Annotated in this window: 21 protein-coding genes; 12 read left to right on the top strand and 9 right to left on the bottom strand. The window is 63.3% G+C overall.

What is annotated here, in order from left to right; genetic code table 11:
• Positions 1–1164, bottom strand: a 1164-nt coding sequence (locus CH296_RS05405) for an MFS transporter (RefSeq protein ID WP_143546324.1), incomplete at its 3' end; no start/stop codon positions are given.
• 63 nt (positions 1165–1227) lie between these two features.
• Complete coding sequence (locus CH296_RS05400) at positions 1228–1812, bottom strand: TetR/AcrR family transcriptional regulator (RefSeq protein WP_032364206.1); 585 nt, start codon at positions 1810–1812, stop codon at positions 1228–1230.
• 85 nt (positions 1813–1897) lie between these two features.
• On the opposite strand from CH296_RS05400, the gene CH296_RS05395 reads away from it, so the two are divergent.
• Positions 1898–3292, top strand: coding sequence for an MFS transporter (locus tag CH296_RS05395; RefSeq protein ID WP_032364251.1), 1395 nt, complete (start codon positions 1898–1900; stop codon positions 3290–3292).
• A 24-nt stretch (positions 3293–3316) separates the two neighbouring features.
• On the opposite strand, the gene CH296_RS05390 is transcribed toward CH296_RS05395, so the two are convergent.
• Positions 3317–3781, bottom strand: a complete 465-nt coding sequence (locus CH296_RS05390; protein ID WP_052053408.1) for a VOC family protein — start codon at positions 3779–3781, stop codon at positions 3317–3319.
• A 147-nt stretch (positions 3782–3928) separates the two neighbouring features.
• Positions 3929–4252 (bottom strand): hypothetical protein, encoded by a 324-nt coding sequence (locus CH296_RS05385; RefSeq protein WP_032364207.1) that lies wholly within the window; start codon positions 4250–4252, stop codon positions 3929–3931.
• Between the two features lie 142 nt (positions 4253–4394).
• On the opposite strand from CH296_RS05385, the gene CH296_RS29855 reads away from it, so the two are divergent.
• The 3 genes from CH296_RS29855 (at position 4395) to CH296_RS05370 (ending at position 8621) form a co-directional block, all read left to right on the top strand.
• Positions 4395–4871, top strand: a complete 477-nt coding sequence (locus tag CH296_RS29855) for an ArdC-like ssDNA-binding domain-containing protein (RefSeq protein ID WP_373557270.1) — start codon at positions 4395–4397, stop codon at positions 4869–4871.
• A 269-nt stretch (positions 4872–5140) separates the two neighbouring features.
• On the top strand, positions 5141–6172 hold the full coding sequence (locus tag CH296_RS05375) for a tyrosine-type recombinase/integrase (protein WP_242640284.1): 1032 nt from the start codon (positions 5141–5143) through the stop codon (positions 6170–6172).
• Positions 6165–8621 (top strand): site-specific integrase, encoded by a 2457-nt coding sequence (locus CH296_RS05370; RefSeq protein WP_241483651.1) that lies wholly within the window; start codon positions 6165–6167, stop codon positions 8619–8621. Before CH296_RS05375 ends, CH296_RS05370 begins: the two co-directional genes overlap by 8 nt.
• Before the next feature lie 10 nt (positions 8622–8631).
• Here the strand turns inward: CH296_RS05370 and CH296_RS05365 are convergent, their stop codons facing one another.
• Both CH296_RS05365 and CH296_RS05360 read right to left on the bottom strand, forming a co-directional pair.
• Positions 8632–9780, bottom strand: a complete 1149-nt coding sequence (locus CH296_RS05365) for a hypothetical protein (protein WP_256980342.1) — start codon at positions 9778–9780, stop codon at positions 8632–8634.
• 590 nt (positions 9781–10370) lie between these two features.
• Positions 10371–11021: a hypothetical protein gene (locus tag CH296_RS05360; RefSeq protein ID WP_094684217.1), complete on the bottom strand. Its 651-nt coding sequence runs from the start codon at positions 11019–11021 to the stop codon at positions 10371–10373.
• A 352-nt stretch (positions 11022–11373) separates the two neighbouring features.
• Here CH296_RS05360 and CH296_RS05355 point away from each other — a divergent pair, with 352 nt between their 5' ends.
• The 3 genes from CH296_RS05355 to CH296_RS05345 all read left to right on the top strand — a co-directional run bounded on the left by CH296_RS05355 (position 11374) and on the right by CH296_RS05345 (position 14115).
• On the top strand, positions 11374–11661 hold the full coding sequence (locus CH296_RS05355) for a hypothetical protein (protein ID WP_256980341.1): 288 nt from the start codon (positions 11374–11376) through the stop codon (positions 11659–11661).
• 365 nt (positions 11662–12026) lie between these two features.
• Positions 12027–12314: a hypothetical protein gene (locus tag CH296_RS05350; protein ID WP_094684216.1), complete on the top strand. Its 288-nt coding sequence runs from the start codon at positions 12027–12029 to the stop codon at positions 12312–12314.
• A gap of 88 nt (positions 12315–12402) precedes the next feature.
• Positions 12403–14115, top strand: coding sequence for a ParB N-terminal domain-containing protein (locus tag CH296_RS05345; RefSeq protein WP_094684215.1), 1713 nt, complete (start codon positions 12403–12405; stop codon positions 14113–14115).
• Between the two features lie 151 nt (positions 14116–14266).
• Here the strand turns inward: CH296_RS05345 and CH296_RS05340 are convergent, their stop codons facing one another.
• Positions 14267–14635 (bottom strand): Lsr2 family protein, encoded by a 369-nt coding sequence (locus CH296_RS05340; RefSeq protein ID WP_094684222.1) that lies wholly within the window; start codon positions 14633–14635, stop codon positions 14267–14269.
• 419 nt (positions 14636–15054) lie between these two features.
• Between CH296_RS05340 and CH296_RS05335 the strand changes: the two genes are divergently transcribed.
• The 5 genes from CH296_RS05335 (at position 15055) to CH296_RS05320 (ending at position 18448) form a co-directional block, all read left to right on the top strand.
• Positions 15055–15318, top strand: a complete 264-nt coding sequence (locus tag CH296_RS05335; protein WP_094684214.1) for a hypothetical protein — start codon at positions 15055–15057, stop codon at positions 15316–15318.
• Between the two features lie 127 nt (positions 15319–15445).
• Entirely contained in the window at positions 15446–16375 is a 930-nt protein-coding gene (locus tag CH296_RS05330; protein WP_094684213.1) for a hypothetical protein, read from the top strand.
• A 224-nt stretch (positions 16376–16599) separates the two neighbouring features.
• Complete coding sequence (locus CH296_RS05325; RefSeq protein ID WP_143546323.1) at positions 16600–16812, top strand: hypothetical protein; 213 nt, start codon at positions 16600–16602, stop codon at positions 16810–16812.
• A gap of 544 nt (positions 16813–17356) precedes the next feature.
• Positions 17357–17521 carry a hypothetical protein gene (locus tag CH296_RS28820; protein ID WP_179277634.1) on the top strand — a complete coding sequence of 55 codons (165 nt, stop codon included), beginning with the start codon at positions 17357–17359 and terminating at the stop codon, positions 17519–17521.
• A gap of 87 nt (positions 17522–17608) precedes the next feature.
• The gene (locus tag CH296_RS05320) at positions 17609–18448 is read left to right on the top strand and encodes a hypothetical protein (RefSeq protein ID WP_094684211.1); all 840 of its coding nucleotides are present in this window, start codon (positions 17609–17611) and stop codon (positions 18446–18448) included.
• Between the two features lie 370 nt (positions 18449–18818).
• Here the strand turns inward: CH296_RS05320 and CH296_RS05315 are convergent, their stop codons facing one another.
• Both CH296_RS05315 and CH296_RS05310 read right to left on the bottom strand, forming a co-directional pair.
• Positions 18819–19475 carry a hypothetical protein gene (locus CH296_RS05315; protein WP_143545005.1) on the bottom strand — a complete coding sequence of 219 codons (657 nt, stop codon included), beginning with the start codon at positions 19473–19475 and terminating at the stop codon, positions 18819–18821.
• A 1-nt stretch (position 19476) separates the two neighbouring features.
• The gene (locus CH296_RS05310; RefSeq protein ID WP_179277633.1) at positions 19477–20694 is read right to left on the bottom strand and encodes a matrixin family metalloprotease; all 1218 of its coding nucleotides are present in this window, start codon (positions 20692–20694) and stop codon (positions 19477–19479) included.
• Positions 20695–21232: the final 538 nt, after the last annotated feature.

Below are 21232 nucleotides of genomic sequence, written 5' to 3'. Positions count from 1 at the left end.
CCCGCTCGCGACACTGAGTGTTGCGAGCGTCGGCATCGCCACCACGATCGCCCTGTCGAGCCCCCAGAAGGTTGCGAGCGCACCGATCCCAACCGCAGTGAGACCCTGCGACAGGTACGCCACCAAGTACATCAACGACAGTGTCGCGGCCCGCGTCTCGGCCTCGGAGGCTGCGACGACCATCCCGAGCCCGCCGTAGAACATCAGGCCGTACCCCACCCCACTGATGACCGCAGCGAGCAGGAAGACTGTGAGCAAGTCCACGTTGGCTGCGGCGACGAGGGTGACAGACCCGGCGGCGGAAAGCACCGAACCGGCCAAAGATGCGGACGTCGGCGAACCGCGGCGGGCGATGATGGACGCGGGAACGATGGCAACAGCCCAACACACAAGTGCGCACGCGGCGACGAAAGCGTCGACGGTACCGACGAGATCCCTCACGATCTGCGCACCGAGCCCGATGAACACCGCGCCCATCATGAAGGCCACGGTGAGGGAAGCAACACCGATGGCGAACTGCATTCGAGTTCTCGCGGGTGCTCGCACCCGACTGGGCCGCCATCGAACATTGCTGCGCGTGGCCTCCTCGGGGAGGAACCACACCAGCGGCAGCAGAGCAATCGTCACGCCGAGCAAGATGGCGAACGGGAACGTGGTGGGCAAGGCGGAGTACTGCACGAGCGCACCGCCGACAACGAGCGCGAGTGCGGTACCGCTGGCCGTCGCCGCCGTATTGACGGAAGTGGACAGTGCCGCGGTGCGGCGCGGTGCGAACTCGACGAGTGCGGCGCTGGCCGCACTCATCGCGATACCGACCCCGAGTCCTTGAAGAGTGCGGCCGATGAAGATCGGGACGAGACCGCTTGTGACCACGAACAGCGCAGTGCCGACGGCGACCATGCCGACGCCCGCAAGCAGTACGCGGCGTCGCCCGATCGAGTCCGAGAGAGACCCACATGCAACGAGAGCGAGAACCAGCGCTACCGGATAGGTAGCGAACAACGCGGTCGTGACGACCTCACCTACGCGCCACCGATCCGCTAAGAGCGGATAGACCATCGACGGCGCGCCGCTCGCCCACAACGACACAACCAGGACGCCCGCCGCCGTCGACAACGCCACAGGTAACGGCAAGGTCTTGCGTGAACGAGGGCGGCGGTTCACCGATCTACGCCGACCGAACCGACGGTGTGCGACCAACCGAGCGGAAGGTGGTGCGCCCAAGCCTCAATGGGTGTCGAGTAGAGCAAGGATGGTCCTCACGATCAGATCGGGTGCGTCCATCGAATCCAGCCGCCCTGCTGCTATCTCGGCTCCGGCACCGTGAAGGACCTGATGGAGCACGGCGACTTGCCACGAGGTGGGCATGTCACGTGAAAACAGTCCTGCACTGCGTCCGCGTTCGATCAACGATTCGACCCGGCTCGCGGGGCCGTCGTGAAGCTCGCGGATACGCGCTGGGGGGAGTTCTTCCTCGGCGGCGGCAATGACCGATCGTGACCGGTCCACCAGCTCCCAGCTGCTGTGAATGAGCCGGGACAACGCTTCTCGGGGATCCCCACCCAGATCGACCGCAGCCAACGTCTGCTCACCGCGATCGATCACACGCGCCACCACGGCATCGATGAGCGCTGGGCGAGAAGCGAAGTGACCGTAGAGCGTCACCCGCCCGAGACCGGCTTCCCGTGCGATATCGCTCATCGTGGCGTTCTGCCGCCGAGACAGGCAGACGATCGCAGCATCGAGGATGCGCTCGACGTTGCGCACCGCGTCGGCTCGTTTACCGCCTACCTGTGACGTATCGGTCGTCATAGAACCCTCACTTCCCGAACACGTTTGTATGAGTTACGGTACCAGTGTCCAACTCAAACAACTATGTACAACTTAGGAGGCAGTGGTGACCACGTCGAAAACGACACCGGAAGCGGGCGAAGGGCTTCACCCGAAGCGATGGCTCGCACTGGCCCTGCTGGGCACAGCGCAGTTCATGCTGATCCTCGACGTCACAGTGGTCGCGATCGCGCTACCGCAGATGGGCATGGACCTGGCCCTCTCGCGGGAGGCGGTGACGTGGGTCGTCGCCGCGTACACCCTGACCTTCGGCGGCTTGATGCTCCTCGGCGGGCGTAGCGCGGACCTGTTCGGGTCCAAACCAATCGTCTTCGCCGGCCTGGCCGTCTTCACCGCCGGCTCGCTAGCGGCCGGACTGGCTGCCAATGCCGAGTTCCTGCTCGGCGGCCGCATTGTCCAAGGCATTGGCGCGGCGATGCTCTCACCGGCGGCGTTGTCGGTGGTGGTGCGCCTGTTCGCCGGCGACGAACGCAACCGCGCCCTGGGCATCTGGTCGGCATTGGGCGGCGGCGGCGCGGCGGTCGGTGTCCTGCTCGGTGGCCTGATCACCGCCGGACCGGGATGGCCGTGGGTGTTCTACGTCAACATCCCGGTCGGCCTGATCGTCATTTTCGGCCTTCTGCGCGTCCTTCCGCCCCTCGCCCCAGCTCCCGGGCCGCGTCCCGCGCTCGACATTCTCGGTGCAGCGCTGGTCACCGCTGCGACCGGATCGGCGATCTACTCGTTGACCGTCGCCGGTGAAATCGGATGGACCAACCCGCAGACCCTCACCGCAGCCGGGGCAGCGGCAGCGCTCTACCTGCTGTTCTACTGGCGACAGCAGGCCGCGTCCTCTCCGCTGATGAACCTAGGACTGCTCAGCCGACGTCCCGTCGGTGCCGGAGTGTTCGTGATCCTGATCGCAACAGCCCTGATGGTCGCAGTGTTCTTCCTGGGCACCTTCTACTTTCAGCAATCCGCCGGGCACGGCCCCCTCGTGACCGGACTGTTGTTCCTACCGATCGCCGTGGCCACGATGACGGGAGCGAACCTCGGCGGACGCCTCATCGGCCGCTGGGGCGCACGAATCCTCGGCACCGCCGGGATGCTCATCGCAGCGTTGGGATTACTTGTGCCAGCCCTGTGGGCAACCACCGCGGCGACCACGATCGGCGTCAGCTTCGGCGCATTCGGTATCGGCGCGCTGTTCGTCGTCGCCTCAGCCACCGCGCTCGGACAGATCGGCCCCGAGGAGGCCGGCATCGCATCCGGCCTGCTGAGCACCTTCCACGAATTCGGTGCATCCATCGGCGTGGCCACCGTCTCGAGCATCGCTGCACTCAGCCTCGTCGCGGGTGGCGGTGACACCGGGTTCCAACACGCGTTCCTCTTCGCCGCAGCCGCTGCTGCACTGGCCGCAATGATCTCCGCCGTCGTCATCCCGCCACGCCCCGCACTCTGATCGTGCAAAACCAGGCACCGCCGGTCAGGAAGTGGTGAAAGCGTCACCGTCACCGTCGACGACTGAGCTCTCGGTCCGGATAGTGTTCGTGGAGAACGTGATCAGGTTGCCGTCTCCGTCCACGGTCGCGAATTCCATCGTCCCCCAGTCCGTCGCGACGGGGTGGCCGGCGTCTGCCGGATGCAGAACGCCCGCGCGCGAGAGTTCGTCGTACAGCGCGGTGACCTCGTCGACGGTGATGCGGCAACTAGCCGTTCCCGCGAGGAAGGTCTCCGCTCCGCTGCACACAGGCCAGGGTGCGGTGTCGGGCCGGCTGCTCCAGCTGTCGTCGTCGGCGGCCCACAGGTGGATCTCGACGTCGTCTCGAGTGAGCTTGGCGAAGGTGGGATCGGAGTACTGCGCCGTGAAGCCCAAGGAGCGGGTGTAGACAGCGACTGCTGTCTCGATGTGCCGTACCGGCAGTGCGGGGACCGCTCTGGACATACGCATGGGCAACACTAACGCCAATGAACGGCACGAGGAAGCGAACGCTGCCGTGCCTTCGGGGAGTGCGTGCGGGCCGAGGTGCACGGTCGCCGCGCGGACGCTACCGCTCGGCGTTCGACAGGGTCGGCGTGACGCGACCCTTCGCTGCGTTCATCGTTGCAACGCTTCGCCTTTGGATCGCAGCGACGCGGCGAGTTGGTCGACGGTCGGCAGACCCGCCAGGCCGCGGTCGGTCGAGTAGACGCGGCAGGCAAGTTCGGTCAGTTGCACGGCATCGTCGAAGGCGTCGACGCCGTCAACGAGGATGGTCGGTGAGCCTGCGAAGGCCGACGCCGCTGCCTCGGCGTCGGAGGAGATCAGCCGGTGTCCGATCTCGATGTCTGACTGTCCGATCAGGCTGGCTGCAGCACGAACCCGGTCCGCAGCTTCCTGCCAGTTCGGGCATCCGTCGAAGTACAAGATCTCCACCTTCATACGAGCGAGTCTGCCCTCGAATCGGATGGCGTGCCGGTGCGGCCACAACGGGGGTCAGTTCATGGTGAGATCGTTTCGGCTGCAACGGGCGAGGCGGCGATCGTGCACCTGATGCTATTCCGCATCCTTCTTCAATAACGTCCTGCTGATCCTCGCCCAGAAGCCGGAGGCGACACAGGTCGCCGGATTCCGTGCCTGGCAGCAGCGCGGGCGGCAGGTTCGCAAGGGCGAGAAGGCGATCCGGATCTACGGCTACAGCTCCCGCACCGTCACCGAGACCGACCCCGACACCGGCGACGAAGAGACCCGCAAGGTGCCCACGTTCCCGATTCTGTCGGTGTTCGACCACTCCCAAACCGACCCGATCGAGGGACACCCCCAGCCCGAAGAGATCGCGCAGCTCCTCACCGGTGCCGATCCGGACGCGATCTACGACCGCGTGGCCGCGATCATGACCGCACGTGGTTGGACCGTCACCCGCGAGGCGATCACCAGCAGCGCGAACGGCTACACCACCACCGACGGCTCCCACCGGATCGTCGTCGACGCAGCCCTCGAACCCGCAGCAGCCGCGAAAACGATGATCCACGAACTGTTGACCGCACCAACGCACACGTAGTGCTGGGAGTTCTTCTCTCGGTTGCGGATGAGGCGCGCCGTGTCTGGTTGCTGTAGACGGCATTGCTTCCAGGCTGTGCTCAGGTCGTAGTAAGGGTCGGGCCTACGGAGGGGAACAGCAGAGGAATGGATGATCGAACGAACGGGTCCCAGCACTACCCGTTGCGGGATGTGGCGACGTTGATCGTTGCCGCAGTTGGAAGCATCGACTCTGTAGAGGGCGTTCCCGGCGTCGTTCTCCGGGACGCAGCGGATGAACCTATACCCGAGGTGAGCGATTTTTTCGCCACGATGCTGGCATCGGGTGCTAGCCCGAATTCACTTCGATCGTACGGGTTTGCCTTGCTGCGGTGGTGGCGGTTCCTGGCGGCAATCGAAGTGTCCTGGGATCGAGCAACGCCCGTGGAGGCTCGTGACTTCGTGCTGTGGATGCGGGTGGTTGGGCCCGTAGGTAGGTCGACAGGATATGCGCCTGCAACGATCAACCATGCGCTGGCGGTCGTAAAGGCGTTCTACGTCGACCGCGCAGCTGCTGGTCAGGGTCCGTTGGTCAACCCAGTCCCGAGCGCGGCGCACAGAGCGGGCCGGCAAGTGCAGGCGCATCACAACCCGATGGCACCGTTCACTGCGGGTCGACGTGCACCGCTGCGACAAAAGGTCCTGGATCGGTTGCCGCGCAGCCTTCCCGACGGGATGTTCGATGCATTGTTCGCGGCTCTCGGTTCGCACCGCGACCGTTCGTTGCTCGCGTTCTACGTCTCCACTGGGGCACGGGCATCGGAACTGCTCGGGGTGAGCGTTGACCATATCGACCCGGGTGAGCAACGGATTGGTGTGCACCGGAAAGGTTCTGGTCGATTGCAGTGGCTTCCGGCCTCAGCCGATTCGTTCGTGTGGCTCAGGCTCTACGAGCAGCAACTCGATCGGCCGGAAGGCGAGCGTGCGTTGTGGTTGACCAGGCGACGGCCGGTACGGCCTCTGACGTATTCTGCGGCGCGACGCATGCTTCAACGCGCCAACGTTTCGCTCGGTACGTCGTGGACTCTGCACGACCTGCGCCACACCGCAGCACAGCGCATGATCGAAGATCCGAATCTGTCGCTGACCGATGTGCAGTGGGTACTTGGTCACGCGCACTTGACGACCACGCAGATCTATCTTCGCAGCCGCACAGACGAGGTGGTGGCCAGGGTTCTCGAGCACCACCGCACGCGCAGAGATCGGCCCACAGTGATGCCGCCGGCAGCGGGCTATACCCGTGACGTCCTGGACGTTCTCCTTGGTGGTGGCCGTCGTGACTGAACGCACCGCTTCGTCATTCCAACGTGGTGCCAGGCCATCACAGAAGAGCTCGGGCTTCTACCACTTCGTCACTCCGAAACTCCCCACGCCGTTCATCGAACGGCCCGTGATCTGGACTGCATCGCAGCAATCGATCGAAGAAGTACTCGCAGCTGTCGAACGACTGGACGAAGGTGCCTCGGCGAAAGAACTGCGTAGGCGGGTACGCGAGGTAACGGGGCTGCTTGTGTGGCTGCAACAGTTCGAGGGCGAGTCCTGGCAGCAGCGCTGGCGAGCCTCCGGTGCCGATACTGCTGGGAAGCAGTGGTCTGATCCTGTTCTTGCGCAGACGATTCCGGGTGTGCCGACCATGGATCGAGGGGCAGCGACAGGCGCAGCAGGGCGGTTGATTCTTCTCGACGTGGTCCGCCCGGATTACCCGTGGATTTATGGCACTCCGTCGCCCACGCTCTACACACGATTCACGCAGGTTCGCGACCCAGAAGGCTTCGCCGCAATCATTGACCTTTGCCGCAACGACGAGCGAGCCACTATGACCGACGAGCGGTCCGCGCTGATCCAACTCGCCCGAATGCTGGTGCGTAACGGGGGCAACCTCGCAGCGGTAACTTTGGCGGACTGCGTCGAGGCGTACCGGGCTCAAACCGGGTTCTCTTCGCGCCAGCACTCGCACTGGTACACGCTGCTCCGCCGGGCAGGCATACTGTCCGTCGACAGCCCGCCGTCCATTCATGCAGCGTCGCGACGAGGACAACTCACCATCACCGAAATGGTCGACGGCTACGAAATTTCCTACGAGCCTATCCGAGACTTGTTCGTGGACTACTTGACCGAGCGATCCGCAGGCCTGGACTACTCCACGATCGGACCGCTCGCCTCCAAGCTGATCTTGCTGTTCTGGCGTGACATCGAACTGCACGAGCCGGGAATCGATTCGCTTCACCTGTCCGATCGAGTGGCGCGAGCATGGAAGCAGCGTCTCACTGAGGTTCGATACGGCAACCGACGACGGGGCGAAAAACGGCAGGACCCGTACTCCATCTTGATGGCGGTCCGAGCGTTCTACGCCGATCTGTCGCATTGGGCTCTCGAAGACCCAGCCAGGTGGGCCCGATGGGCCGCGCCCTCCCCCGTTGACTCACGTGACCTGGCTGGAATGAAGAAGGCTGCACAGCACCGAAGATCGAGGATGCATCAACGCACCCGCGAACTCGCACCGCTCCTGTCGCGCCTGAGCGAAGTTGCTCATGCCAGGCGCGTGGCCTCGGCAGCGCTACTGGAGGCAGCGCAACGCGTTGCACCAGGGGAAAAGTTCACCGTAAACGGACAGACGCTGCGCCGGGCTGTGCTTTCGAGCGATCCGGCCTTGGGCGGAACCGGCCGGCCAGGAGTTGTCTACGTCACCAATCACGTCACGGACAAGGACGTGGGCAGCGCACGAAGACATCACACGGCGGGACGTCGAAATCTGACCTTGGAAGCGGAAAGAGCGTTCTGGGCGTGGGCGTCGGTCGAGGTGTTCCGTCACACCGGGGTACGCATCGAGGAGATGCTCGAAATTACGCATAGATCCTTCGTTTCCTACACCCTGCCCGCCACCGGAGAAGTGATCCCGATGCTTCAGATCGCCCCGTCGAAGACAGACAAAGAACGGTTGCTGGTGATCAGTCCAGAGCTGGCCAGCGTGTTCGCCGAGATCATCGCCCATGTCCGCGACGGACACGAACAGATCCCACTGCTATCGCGATACGACCACGCGGAACGTCTGCACAGCCCGCCTCTGCCGTTCCTCTTCCAAAGACGCTGGGGGTTGATCAACATCGGCATCACGCACATGCGAATCAAGAGTCTGCTCGACGAACTAGTCGAAGTAGCCGGCATCACGAACACAGACGGCACACCTGCACACTTCAGCCCACACGACTTTCGACGCATCTTCGCCACCGAGGCTGTCTCTCAGGGATTACCAGTGCACATCACCGCCAAAATACTCGGCCACGAATCGCTGGACACCACGCAAACCTACGTCGCCGTCTACGACCAAGACGTCATCGATCACCACCGCGCGTTCCTCACACGACGCCGCGCAACCCGGCCCTCCGAGGAATACCGCGAACCAACCGACAGCGAATGGGACGAGTTCCTGGGCCACTTCGCCGCGCGCACACTCGAACTCGGCACCTGTGGGCGTGCCTACGGCACGGGTTGCCAACATGAACATGCCTGCATCCGCTGCCCGATGCTCCGCCCGGACCCCACCCAACGAACCCGGCTCGAAAACATCATCACGAGCCTTCGGGAACGCCTCGCCGAGGCCACCGAACGCGGCTGGCTCGGCGATGTCGACGGCCTGACCGTCAGCCTCGCTGCCGCACAACAGAAATTAATCCAGATGCAGCGCACCGCAACCAATCTCGGTCTCCCCTCAATTCAGACCGAGAGAATCTAGAGGTGAACCTTCACGACTTCGGCACGCGCCGCGAGGCGTCGATCAGACGCGCGACGTCCAACTCGGTGGGGACCTGCATTATCGGGGCGTGGGGGTACACCATTTGAACGCCTCTGCCGATCAGCAGGACGCGGCCGTCGTCGTCGATTGTCACATTCGGCCGAGTGGCGAACACCGGAACACTCGTCAACGGTGCAAAGGTCTCCGCATCGTAGATGGTGAACAGCCAAAACTGCTCACCTCGGTCGTACGAGACCGGCCCGGGAAGTGGCCACCAACCCGACGATGAGGTGCCATCCGGCGGGTGGCCGATTGTCCAGGCGTAGCGCCCGAGTTGGCCGCCGTGGAACTGGTCGCGTCCGAGCTTGTCACCGTCATCACGGACGCCCAGGTCGCGGCCCACGCGAGCGATATCTATGCCACGGATGAGACGCAAAGGCTCACCCGCTAGATAAGGCCTGCCGTGCCGGCGAGACTCAGGGGGAATTTCTGGACCTATCGTCGATTCGCCGGTTACCGACACACGAACCAATCGGATGACAGACTGATCAGCTGGACGAACGACGGCAATGAAGCAGTTGTCCTCGACAGCAACGGAATTCACCCAGCCACGAAGGGCGTCCACGTCGATTGGAGTTGAGTTGGGAGAATAGAGGCGCCAGGTAGCGTCGTCGGTGCAGGCAAGCAACGTGTTGCCGTTTGATGCCGCGTTGTACACCGGTCGGTCGTCCACTTGGACCGGGTCGTTGCCGTGGGAAATCCAGTAGGTTCCGTTCGTGCCAGCAGCCCAACATCCTGTCTCGGTTGCCCAGATGCGTGGGCCTTGCCCAATTCTGGTCGGCAACCGATATTCGGTGACACTGCTATCGGCCCCGAGGGCAACGACAAGTGGAAGCTCGGAATCCGCGATCCACCGCTTCCGGCCTGCAACAGATACGTCCCCGGGTAACACGCTCGGTCGCACTGGTAGGGCGGGCACGTCATCGAGATCGATGTCGACCGCCACGCTGTGCTCCAAGTCGATAGGGCCGAGTTCGTCGTCGGTCAGCGGTGGAGCGCCGAAGAAACGGGGCGCTGCGTCGACGTCGCGAGAACTGCGATGTCCGGGAACCTGCGCCCAGCCCACATCCGGTTGCTGCTCGAAGCGCTCGGAAATCATCCGCACCCGGGTCACTCGACCACGGAATCGGCCACCGGTGTCGTATCCGAAGTCACCACTGAAACGCCCGACCAGCTCGACTACACCAGTCAGAGGTTGGAATCCGCGCCAGGATGCTGTCCATCCGTCGCCGCGCAGCAGCCCGCTCCACTCCCATCGGCGAGACGTGTTCGGGCTGGTGTATTGCAGAATGGGTTCTTGTTTGGAGGGCTCGAGGCGAGTTCTGATTCGAACGACATCAGGGGCGTCGACTGGGAGCTCAACGAATCGTAGTGGCCCGGTGAGCATTGCGCCCACCTGTGGCGCTGCAATCTCGCCATCGCCGACGACCGATGAGGGGATATGCACAACGATCGTGCGAGTGCTGGTCATGCGCCTTTCAACAGAGTCATGAGGGGAGCGTACTTGACGACTGCGGAGGTACGACAGACAGATTCGACACCGGCTATTGATTCGAGTCAGAGCTACGCGCACAGCAAAATTGGAGCATGGGCGGGACCAGGCGATTGGTCGACCACGCTGCACGCGTTCGACGTGAGTCGCTCGAATCATCCTGTGCGGTCTCGTAGATCGCGTCAGCGGCTGGGCCTCTACGGCCCGTCGAGGCTCGGCTCTTCTGCCTCCATCAACTCGACGTCCTCGGGTGACAAGATCTCGTTCGGGTCGTAGTTCTTCGTCAGCTGCCCGCCGTCTTCCGGTGCGGTGGTCGGATCCAGAACGATCTGCACGCCCGCTGCAAGGGGCTCGACCAGATCGCGTGACCCGAAACTTCGTGCGAATGCCGCACCCACCGCATCAGCTGCCAAGATCTCGCCCAGAACGGAATCGTTCAGATCGACCTCGCTACCCATATCGCTTGACGACATCATGCACGACCAAAAGTATGTTCCAACAATCGATTGCGCTGTCTCCCACTGAGTCTCCAGCCCGGCTGCAACAGCTTGGTCGCGGAGCTGCGCTCGCATAGCCTTACCGTCAGCTGCGCGCATCGGCTTTGCTTCGCCGACCTGGTCGATGTACTGCTCGTACCCGGGACGGGCAAACGACTCTGTCACCTCCACGACCGACGTCCAATTCGGGCCGAGCCACTGGCCCATCTTCTCTTCGGTGACCTCGAACTCTGCGATCTTCCGCGCCTGGTCGATGTAGTACTCCCGATTGGGGTTCATGACGTCCAACCCCGCGTCTGGTCGGGCGTACTCCACCCACAGCGCCTGTGCGATGGACGCGTCTCCGGGCACGGTGCTGGCTCGGTCTGCCGCTTGGTCGGACGACAGTTCGCCGTTCCGTGCAACTTCAGGGCCTGGGGCGATTCCGTTGGTAAGGAGAAGATCACCTGCTGTCCGCGACAGATCTGTGAGCCTCTGCTCGGGTGCGACCTGTACTGAACTCGAACTCTCTGCAGTGCAGGTGTTCTGCTGTACGTAAGGCCCACTGGAAGAACCGAGCTCGGGTTGTTCGGCAGTCGGCTCGCTACTGCTGCAGGCGGACAGGCATGTTGATAGTGCCACGAGGAACGCGAGAGCAGCGAGATGGGGACGCGCCATGCGTGAAGCTTAGACTTAGTGCAGAAAAGAGGCAGCGCACGCGATCATGCACGCACCCGACCTCATCGGCCCCGAAGCCCGAAAGGACCTGCACCGGGGCCGGATGGAAGTCGAAGCCGAATCCGTCGCCTACGTCCTGGCCGGGATGCTCGGACTCGACACCAGCGCCTACAGCGTCGGCTACATCGCCGGATGGGCAGCAGGAGACCTCGAGCAGGTCACCGCCACCGCGAAAGCAGTACTGACCGCCGTCCACGAACTGGCAGACGCCCTCGATCCTGCCGCCGCCGAGTCGGACGACGGCGAGGGCACCGGGACCGGGCAAGCCGCATAGGTGCACAGGGAGGTTCGCCGGCCGAAATGTTCCGGCCGGCGGATCAGGCCACCTGCGGTGTCCACCGAATCGAGCTCCGCTGCGCTCCGCACCGTGGAAGAGCAAAGACGTTTTTTCACAGCGGTTCTGGCTCCCGGCGAGCATTCATCACCCGTGACCGCCGCCTCAACCCCTCGCTCCGCTGCGCTACGGCCAAGGCTCCGAACACTTTTCGTAGAGCAGTCGCTGCGCTCCCACGAAAACTGTCCGAGACGAGGGGTTGCCCCGTCGTCCCCGTGCGCTGACTTCTCTCCTCACGCCAGAAACGGCGAAAAAACGTGGCAGGGCAAAGGGTCAGGCCACCAGTTGAGAAGGGACGTAACGACGTGCACGACACCACCACACGACCGAGGACGGTGGGACTGCGCACCGCAATCATGACCGCGATCGGTCAGGTACCGGCGCAGGTCAAGACTCACGCACTCGCGCAGGTCACCGCCTACACCGAGCAGGTCAACCGAGCCGCAGCGGACGCGAACTCGACCACCGTCGACGCGCACCTCGAGCGAACCGCGTACTGGGCTTGCATCGCCCGCGAACACGGAGCCAGCGAGGCCGAAATCCACGCTGCACGGCTCGCAGGCCACCACCAGGCAGCGACCGCTCAGCAGTAACCCCAGGCCCGGAAAACAAGAAAACACCGGACAGTCCTTACCTGCCCGGTGTCTCCAACCGAAGAATCTACCAGGGAGAGACACCACCATGACCGCAAGCATCGAAACCACCGCCGCCGCAACCGAAGCCCCCACGACCGGCACCACGCCGGTCGTGGGGGCGGGCGAGGAATTCACCCGCCTGCACCCCACCGCACTCGAGGTCGGCCCGAACGTCCGCAGCGAGGTCGACACCGACACACCGGCATTCCGAAACATGGTCGCCTCCATCATCGAACACGGAGTGCTGCTGCCGATTCTCGCGCGCCGCGACGGCGACCTCATCGTGGTCATCGACGGCCAAGTTCGCACCCTCGCCGCAATCGAAGCCGGGGCCGAGAGCGTGCCGGTGCTGATCCGGCCCGACGCGAGCACAGCGAAGGACCGGGAAATCGAGCGTCTCACTCGGCAGGTCGTCGCCAACGACCGCCGTATCGACCTCACCGCAGGCCAGCGGGCGAAGGCCGTGACCGACATGCTCGAACTCGGTGTCTCGGTGCCCAAGATCGCCAAGGCCGTCCAGGTCAAGCGTGAGACCGTCAAAGCGGCAGGGGCAGCGGGCCGCTCGCAGGCTGCGATCGATGCCCTCGACGCGGGCCAGCTCACCCTCGACCAGGCCGCGATCGTGGCCGTGTTCGACGCCGAGGGCGACACCGACGCCGTCGCACAACTGCTCAATGCCGGGTCGTGGTTCCGGTCCGAAGCGCAGCAGCTGCTCGCGGACCGCGCCGAGCACAAGGCCCGCACCGCAGCAGGCGCACCGTACGCCGAGAAGGGCCTGACGCTCCTCGGGGAAGAGCCGTACTACGGCGACCCCTACACCGCCGCTGAGGACTTGGTGACTACAGATGGAGACCCGATCACCGAAGCGATCATCGAGGCCACAGCCGAGCACTGGGCGGTGTGGCTGACGAAAGAGGAAAAGCTCACCCTCGCCGCGACGGGCGAGTTCATCGACAAGGACAGCATCGACTGGGACACCCAGGTCGATCTGTCAGGGGACGCGGAGGAGGGACTGCACCACTACAAGGACGTCGGGTCCGTCGAAGTGTGGGTGCCGGAGTACTTCACCGCCGACCCCGATGCCGCCGGTGTGAAACTGGGTCCGATCCTCGCCGCCGCATCAGCCGAACCCGCCGCCGACGAGTCCTCCGATGCAGCCGCAAGGAGAGTGCGCGAGCAGGAAGCAGCCCAGAAAGTGCTCGCGGCGAAGGAGGCCGAGAAGCTCGCACGTCGGCGCACCATCGCACTCAACAAGGCCAGCGCCGCCGCCACGATCGTCCGCAAGGAATGGCTCGCGAAGTTCCTCACCCGCAAGACCCTGCCGAAGGGTGCCGCGAAGTGGATCACCGACACACTCGTCGACGAGCCTGGACTGCTCACCCAGAACAAAGCGTCCGAGCACCTCGCAGAGCTGTTCGGTGTCACGATCGGCAAGCCCGAAGGCCACCTGTGGGGCGACTGGAAAGAACGCGCCGCCCGTACCGCTCTGGCTCCGGTGATCGACAAGGCCAGCGACGCACGCGCACAGGTGATCGCGCTCGCGCAGATCCTCGCCGCCTACGAAGCGCGGATGAGCGGGACCGGCAAGGACTGGTGGAAGCGAGTCGGCGGCTCCAACCAGGACAACTACCTGGGCTTTCTCGACCAGCACGGCCACGTGCTGACCGTGGTCGAACAGGTCGGGGCCGGAACGCTCACCCCCGAGCAGGCGTACGACGCACTCACCGCACCCAGCGAGGAGACCGCCATCGAGCATTAGTGAGCAGAGGGGTGGCGGGCATGCAGGTGCCCGCCACCCCGGTGTCTTCCCGGTGCGGGTCGAGGGGGCCTGCGGCAGCCCCTCGAGCTCCCCCGCTCGGCGCACCACCACCGGCGCGCCCGCTCACTGCGATGCAGGCGGCTCACCGAAATCAGTGAGCGGCGTTGTACGCCTCTTCGATATCGGCCGGGATGCGGCCACGTTCGCTGATCTCGTAGCCCTGATCGAACGCCCACTGCCGAATCGCGCGTGTCTGCTCCGGATCACGCTTGACCGATCCGCCGGCCGCTGTTGCGGTCGACGCGGCAGCGGGGGAGGGCTTACGCTTGCGGCCACCGACCCGCGTCGCATGCCCGACGTAGTAGTCGAGTTTCTTGTGAAAATCGTTCGCGTTCTTCGCTTTCAGGTCGATCGAGTACTCGACGCCGTTGATCGCGAATTCGATCGTCTCGCCGGACTCGTCGTCGATGACCGACCCGTCGATATCGTCCACCAATTGGGTTGTCACTCGTTTGGCCACAGCCGGAAAACCTTTCATCGACACATTCGCAATGCGCAACCGCATTCGTCTCCACGAGGATAACCAGCGTCGATATCCGCATTCTTCATAGACACGGTAATTCGATCCGTATTCGACTTCCCGCAGTCGGTCTCGTAGCACGGAGAAAGCAATCCAGTCCTCGCAACGCAAAGGGATAAAGATAGCTGTAGTCATTGCAGCGCAACAGTATTCGTCCGCGTGGGCGCGTCCGCACGTCCCCTCCGGGGCCGCCCCATATGGGTCACCATTTTGGTCGTACGAGTCGCCCGAGTCTGACATGCCGGGGACCCCGACCAGTCACCCCACGCTCCGCAAGCTCTGCTCTTCGGGGTTGACAGGCCACCCTCGTCATGTCGATCGGGTACGTCTCATCCGAACCTTTGGAAGGTGTCCCTGATATGAACAACAACTGCGAACTGCTCAACGATCACCAGATCATCACCGGCCTGATCGGCAATGCCGCTCATTGCCCCGCCGAGGATCCGCAGGCGGCCCGGTGGGCCACCGAAGCGCTCGCGCTCGCCAGCGCAGCAGAGCTGCCCATCCTCATCGAGGAGGCCGAAGGAGTGCTCGGACGCATCGAGCACGACACCACCTGCCGGTGGTGCGCCGGGCAGCCGGGCGCAGCCATCCCGGCCGGGTCCTTCTGGTGCACCAACTGAAGCCAGGCCCCCCCACGGGGTCTCGGTCCCACCACGGGGCCGGGCCCCCTTTTTTGTCTCCCATTCCGTTACGGCAACGTAATGAAATGAAACGTAATGATATGAAACGAAATGGTAGAGTTGCGTCATGACCGCAGCCGAGCCGCCCCGCAAGCCAGGCCGACCCCGCATTCATGCCAGCGCGTCCGACCGGGTGCGGGCACACCGGGCCAGGGCAGCGGAGAAGGCGGGCAAGGTCGCCGCAGTTGCCGGCGTAGACGAGGCCGACACCGCGACCCCCGAGCTGGCCGTCGCATCGCTCGCCGCCGTCCTCCCGGCGCTGGCCACGCAGGCCGAGCAGTTCACCGCCCTGGTCCAGCGAGTCGAATCCGCGATCGGGACCGTCTCGGACCCCAAAGCCCTCGACCAACGACTGGAGCTGATGCGCGCCGAAACCGCACGCACCGTCTCGGCCGCCGAGGAGCGCGCCGCCGCCGCCGAAGCGGCAGCGCACGCCGCGACCGTCCGCGCCGACGCCCTCGACGCCGAGAACGACGAACTACGCCGCGACGCCGCCGAGGCATGGGAGCAGACCGCAGCAGCAGAAAGCGCTGCCGAGCAGGCCCACGCCGCCCTCGAGGAACAGAAAGCATCACACCAACGCAGCCTCGACGAGCTCGACGCACGCCAACGCGCCGAAATGACTGCCCTGCAGGACAACCACGACTCCATCGTGGCATCGCTCAACACCAGCCATCGCGATGCAGTCGACCGGTACGACGAGAAGAACCGACGCCTCGAGGCCGAGCTGGTCGAGCTGCGCACCGAGGCGAAGGCCCTGCGCGCCGATCTGGCCGCCGAACGCAGCGCGCATCAGGACGACAACCGCAGTAACGCAGCAACACTCGCGCAGCAGCGCACCGACGCCACCAAACGCGAGGTCGAGCTGCGCCGCGACTACGCCGAACGGATCGACGAGCAGAAGACGATCGCCGCGGACCTGCGCGAGGAGATCTCACTGCAGCGCGCCGAACTCGATCGACTCCGCGGCCTTGAGGAAGACCGCCGCCACAACTGAAAGGCCCGGTCATGCGGGGGAGTGGGCGTCCACTGCGCTACCTCGCCGCCTTCGGCGTCGCCCCCATATGGGTCACCAAGAGGGTCGTACGAGGACGCCGAGTCTGACATGCCGGGGACCCCGACCAGTCAACCCACGGTCGCAAGCTCCCTCTTTGGGGTTGACAGGCCACCCTCGTCATGTCCGATCGCTGCGTCTCATCCGAACCTCGAAAGGATCTCGCCATGCTTCCAGATCGCCTCTCCGCCATCGCATCCGCCGCCCACAACCGCGGCGCGACGATGGCCACCCACAATCTGGGCGGACTGCACGCGGACGTGCACCACGCCACGATGTGCGGACATTGGGTCGCACCCGAGCAGCTCGATACCCGGACCTGGGAATGCCTACTCGGCAAACACCGCACCGACGAACTGATCCAGCCACTCGAGCTCTAAGCCGGACGGCCCCGCCCACACCGGGCGGGGTCGATCGCCCGTCCCAGAGGGGTGCTCAAGTGGCGTTTCGAAGACTTCGAAACGCCACGCCGAACGGTTGGACTGACATGTGTCCGACATTGGACTAACCTCGGGCAGCAAGAAGGCCAGGCCCCCGTAGCAATGGAAACCTGGCCAACTTGTTTCAGATGATTGCGTTAACTGAAGAGTCCGATGAAGATCCTGGCCAACTGGATCACGGTCGCCACCGCTCCCCAGTTGACCGGGCTCTTCCTCTTCTTGCGCTGATAAATCATCTTCCATCACCCCCTCTCGGGTTGTGACTTAAAGGCGACGGTACCGCCGAAATCGAGGTTCGGCTCGCTGGAAGTCTGGCGTGTCGGTGAACAACCCGTTACGTCGACACCGCCCCACTTCGTGGGAGCGTTCACCTGCTCTTTTCGGTATGGCCGCCAGTCGTTAAAACTCAGGCCCCTTGAGTTCAGTCATTTGATCGAATGACTGTTGTCGGAACCAACAGGAACCCGGCTACGTCCAAGCAGTTATGGACCACGACGAACGAGAAGCCGTCCGAGACGAGGGGCGCGACCCCGACCACCCGGCCGTCGCGACAGCTCTCCACCAGGTCAAACGCACCCTGAGCCTGTACCGGCACCTCGCCTGGACCTTCACCGCAGCCGACCTCGACGGCAACCCCATCCCCCGCTGAACGAGTTGACCAGCGCGTTCGACAGTCGAACATCAGTTCGACTATTCTTGCCGTAGTTCCTACCGGCACGGCGAAAGGTCGATCCACATGGCCACCGTCGACGCCATCCCCGACCTCACCGGCCTCGACAAAGCCACCCAACTCGACGTACTTCGTCGCCGTATGGCGACCGTCCCCGGCGGCCGCCGCGACCACGCACCCGCCGAACTGCCCACCATCATCGCTGCCGGACCGGCGGAATCGGTAGCGCCCGTCATCGACGACGAGCCGGAACCGCTCACCGCCGCTGTACGTGGCAAAACCCTCCGGACCATGCCTGTACCCCCGCCGCTCGCCGCTCTGCTCCCACGCCGAGCTCTGGCCCGCGGAACCGCCATCACCGTCACCGGTGCCGGATCGACGCTCATCGCCCTCATAGCCGAAGCGTCCGCCGCCGGTCACCACGTCGCCCTCATCGGCCAACCACGCCTCAGCCTGCTTGCCGTCCACGAACACGGCGGAGATCTCGCGAAGGTTCATCTCGTCGATCCCGGGGCAGGGGATCCCCTCGACGCCGCCTCGATCTGTCTCGACGGGTTGGATTTGGTCGTGACCACCGTCCACGGACGAGATGTACCACCCACGCGTGCAAGGGCTTTGCTCGCGCGCAACCGCCGACACAGCAGCATCCTGGCCATCACGGACGGACGCATGCCCGGCATCGACCTCACGGTCGCATCGACCGTCATCGGCTACGGCGGCATCGAGCAGGGGAGGGGCCGCATCAAGTCGATCACTCTCGAGACCACCGTCCATGGACGCGGAACCCAACAGCGGACCGGCCGCTACACCCTCACCGCCCCGAGCTTCGGCGAGCAAGGCCTGCGCTGGACACCCGCACCCGGCGACGAACTCGCCGGCCGCCGACCACTCGCGGCCGCGCAATGACCACCGACAACTCCGCCGGCATCTTCGACTCCTGGCCCACCACCTTCGAGCCACCCACCCGCCGCATCGTCGATCCACCGAGGTCAGTGAAAGTGAATGTGTTGTAGACGGGGTTTGCCTCTGACCACTGTGCATCCGATTAGCATCCCGCTGTTTCGGGCCATCACCAACGAGGGTTCGACACCTGCCCGAATCACGCTCGGACCATGAGCTGCCGCTGTAGCGGAGCCACCGCGGATGAGGATTTGGCCCGTCGACAGCCAAGACGGGCTAAAACGTCAGTGCAGTTCGGGAATAAGTCATACACCCCCGAACTGCACTGGTGGGACGTGAAGATCAGCTTCCGGTCCAGTCGACTGAAGTCACACACCTACCTTGGTGGCACTGGCGGTTCGGAGCTGACGGGCTCCGATTCGCGGTTCGGATCGAACGGAATCTCGTTGTCGATGGCATCTCGCATTGTTGCGACCGGCGCTGGCTCATCGGTTGATCGCCGCGCAGTTCCATCGCTGACGGCAGCAACTTCCTCTGCTGACAACGTCACTTTGCCCGCGCGTGGAGCGACCGTGTACCAGTTTTCGGACGGCAAGAAGCCAGCCGACATAAGGTATGTTGCTCCCGGCTCGATCAGTGGGTCATCGTCCAGTAAGTACAACGTACCGTCGGTGCCATACCCGCCTTGCTGATTGACGAGTATTTGGCCCGCGACGTCACCCTTTAGGGTCTGAAGCACCTCAACAGAAAACTGCGTCTCGGGAAACGGCCCAACTGCCTTCGTACCGACTTGCTCAATCACTGTTCCGACGAAGACCGCGTCGGCCCAACCGGCAAGCTGCTGAGGGTCTGTCACATCGAAAGCCGAGTCCATTTCCACTGCTTGTGTGCGCGTAGTCACGCTGGCAGTCGTGCCAGCATCTCCAGGTTGCGTGCCTGCCGAAGTGCTGCAGCCAACTAATACAATGCAGGCGAATAAGCTCGCAACGCCCACCGTGCCGTACTTTGATCCTAAACTTCTGACCTTCATCATGTCATCCCCAGAGTTGACGGTAGGCGGCTTGATCCATGAACTGCGGCGCAAAAACCGATGAGTTTGAAATCGGATCCATCAGCTGACTTTTGCAGTTATGCGCCAAACCGAGCGCATGACCCATCTCGTGTGTCATAACGTTCCGTTGATTACTGGCGTTACCGAGCTTCGCTGTATTCATTTGAATAGTGTCCACCCCAAAGTCGGTGTTGCTGTATAGCCCGGCCCATGTGACGTCCGGACGGTTGGCGTCGGAAATTTCCACATTAGTGAGCGTCGGGTTCACAGGGTCATAGGGGGTAACCTGGACGCTCCCAAGTGCATTCCAAGCAGTGGATGCCTGCGAAATTGCGGTCGTGTATTGGGAAGATGACTGATAGGTGAGTTTGGAGAAGAGGACTGAGCTGTAGCCCAATGTCGGCGGCCTGCGTCCTGACGTCAGATACTGGCCGTTCTGGAAGTTCTGTCCGGAAGCGCCATATGACTCGTAACCATCATTGGACGTTGTTCCATCTTGACACAGGTACTCATCACTGCTCGGGAAGCCCAAGGGTCCAAGCTCGTAGTTCTGCGCAGCCCACTGATCGCGAATGTTACCCCAGGTGGCATAGGCAGATGTGGCTCCGAACTTGTATGTAATCGCGCCGCCCTGGAAGTTGTTGTACCGCCCGCCAGAAGCAGGGCTCTCACGTGTGACCGGGTACCCGAGTCGTCCACGTTCGTCGCTTCGCTTCTCGTACTGATACGGGCCGTTGACATACGTTCTGTACTGACGCGATGGCAAATTAAGCCACTTGTTCATGATCAAGCCGCCGATTTGACGACCTTTGTTTGGGTCGACATTCGGCGACCAGTAAATGCGATTAGTAAACCCGAATTCCTGCCACCGCCCCTCGTTGCTGTTTCCTGCGTAAAGCTCGCCACTGGTGGGTTCTCCGATACTCGAGGTGCCGCCTTGGCCGTATTGGTTAGCACCGGAAAGGAAATCGATAAATTCGCGTTCGATGGAGCCGAATACCCACTGGTTGTTGCGAAATTGATCGGCGTTCGCAACGCCAGGTGTAGAAACTAGCAATGCAAGGGATGTAATTAACGCACCGATAAGTGACATTCTTCGAGCGACAATTTGATTTCGCGTCCGATGCTCCCTGAAGCGGACATTGATCAATGGGCTTGGATCGCCAATATGCGACTTGAGAGGTAGCCTGCTCGGTTTCATGGAGCTCCCACAGTGAAGGGCATCAAGGACGAACCGAACAGTACGGTCAGTTTGCCCACCGTTGGAGAGACACGCGAACACGAGTTTGGTCACAATTCGGTCACCGTGACCGCCGCCAACTCGACGGCGGCTAGACTTCGAACGCATGAGCAATACAGGTTCTCGGTGGCTACGGCCAGCTGTCCTGCTGGTTCTAATCGGCGTCTTGCTCGTTGGTGTTGCATTTGGGGCGACCAGCCAGATTGGGCTCGGTCGCTCGGCCTCAGAAATTTGCGAGAATGCTTATCCGGGGGCTGTCGACGTCGAGTCCAGTCGTCCCCTCCTACCGCTAGTCGTCGTGCGTTGCGCTGCACAGGATTTTGACACGCGTGTGGAGACTCATGAATTTGATCCGCTGTCAACGCTTGTCCTCGCGGCTGGGATCGCAAGCATTGTCGTTGGTGTATCTGCCATCCGACGTCAAAAGCTGAACGAGTCATCTCAAAAAGGACAGCGGTGAACATACTCGGAGTGGTCTGGTCTGATTCGCTGTGTGAGA

This window comes from Rhodococcus sp. 14-2496-1d (assembly GCF_002259365.1).
Classification (GTDB): domain Bacteria; phylum Actinomycetota; class Actinomycetes; order Mycobacteriales; family Mycobacteriaceae; genus Rhodococcoides.
The sequence above is the reverse complement of the archived record's forward strand: the minus strand, read 5'-3'. Positions and strand labels throughout refer to the sequence as shown.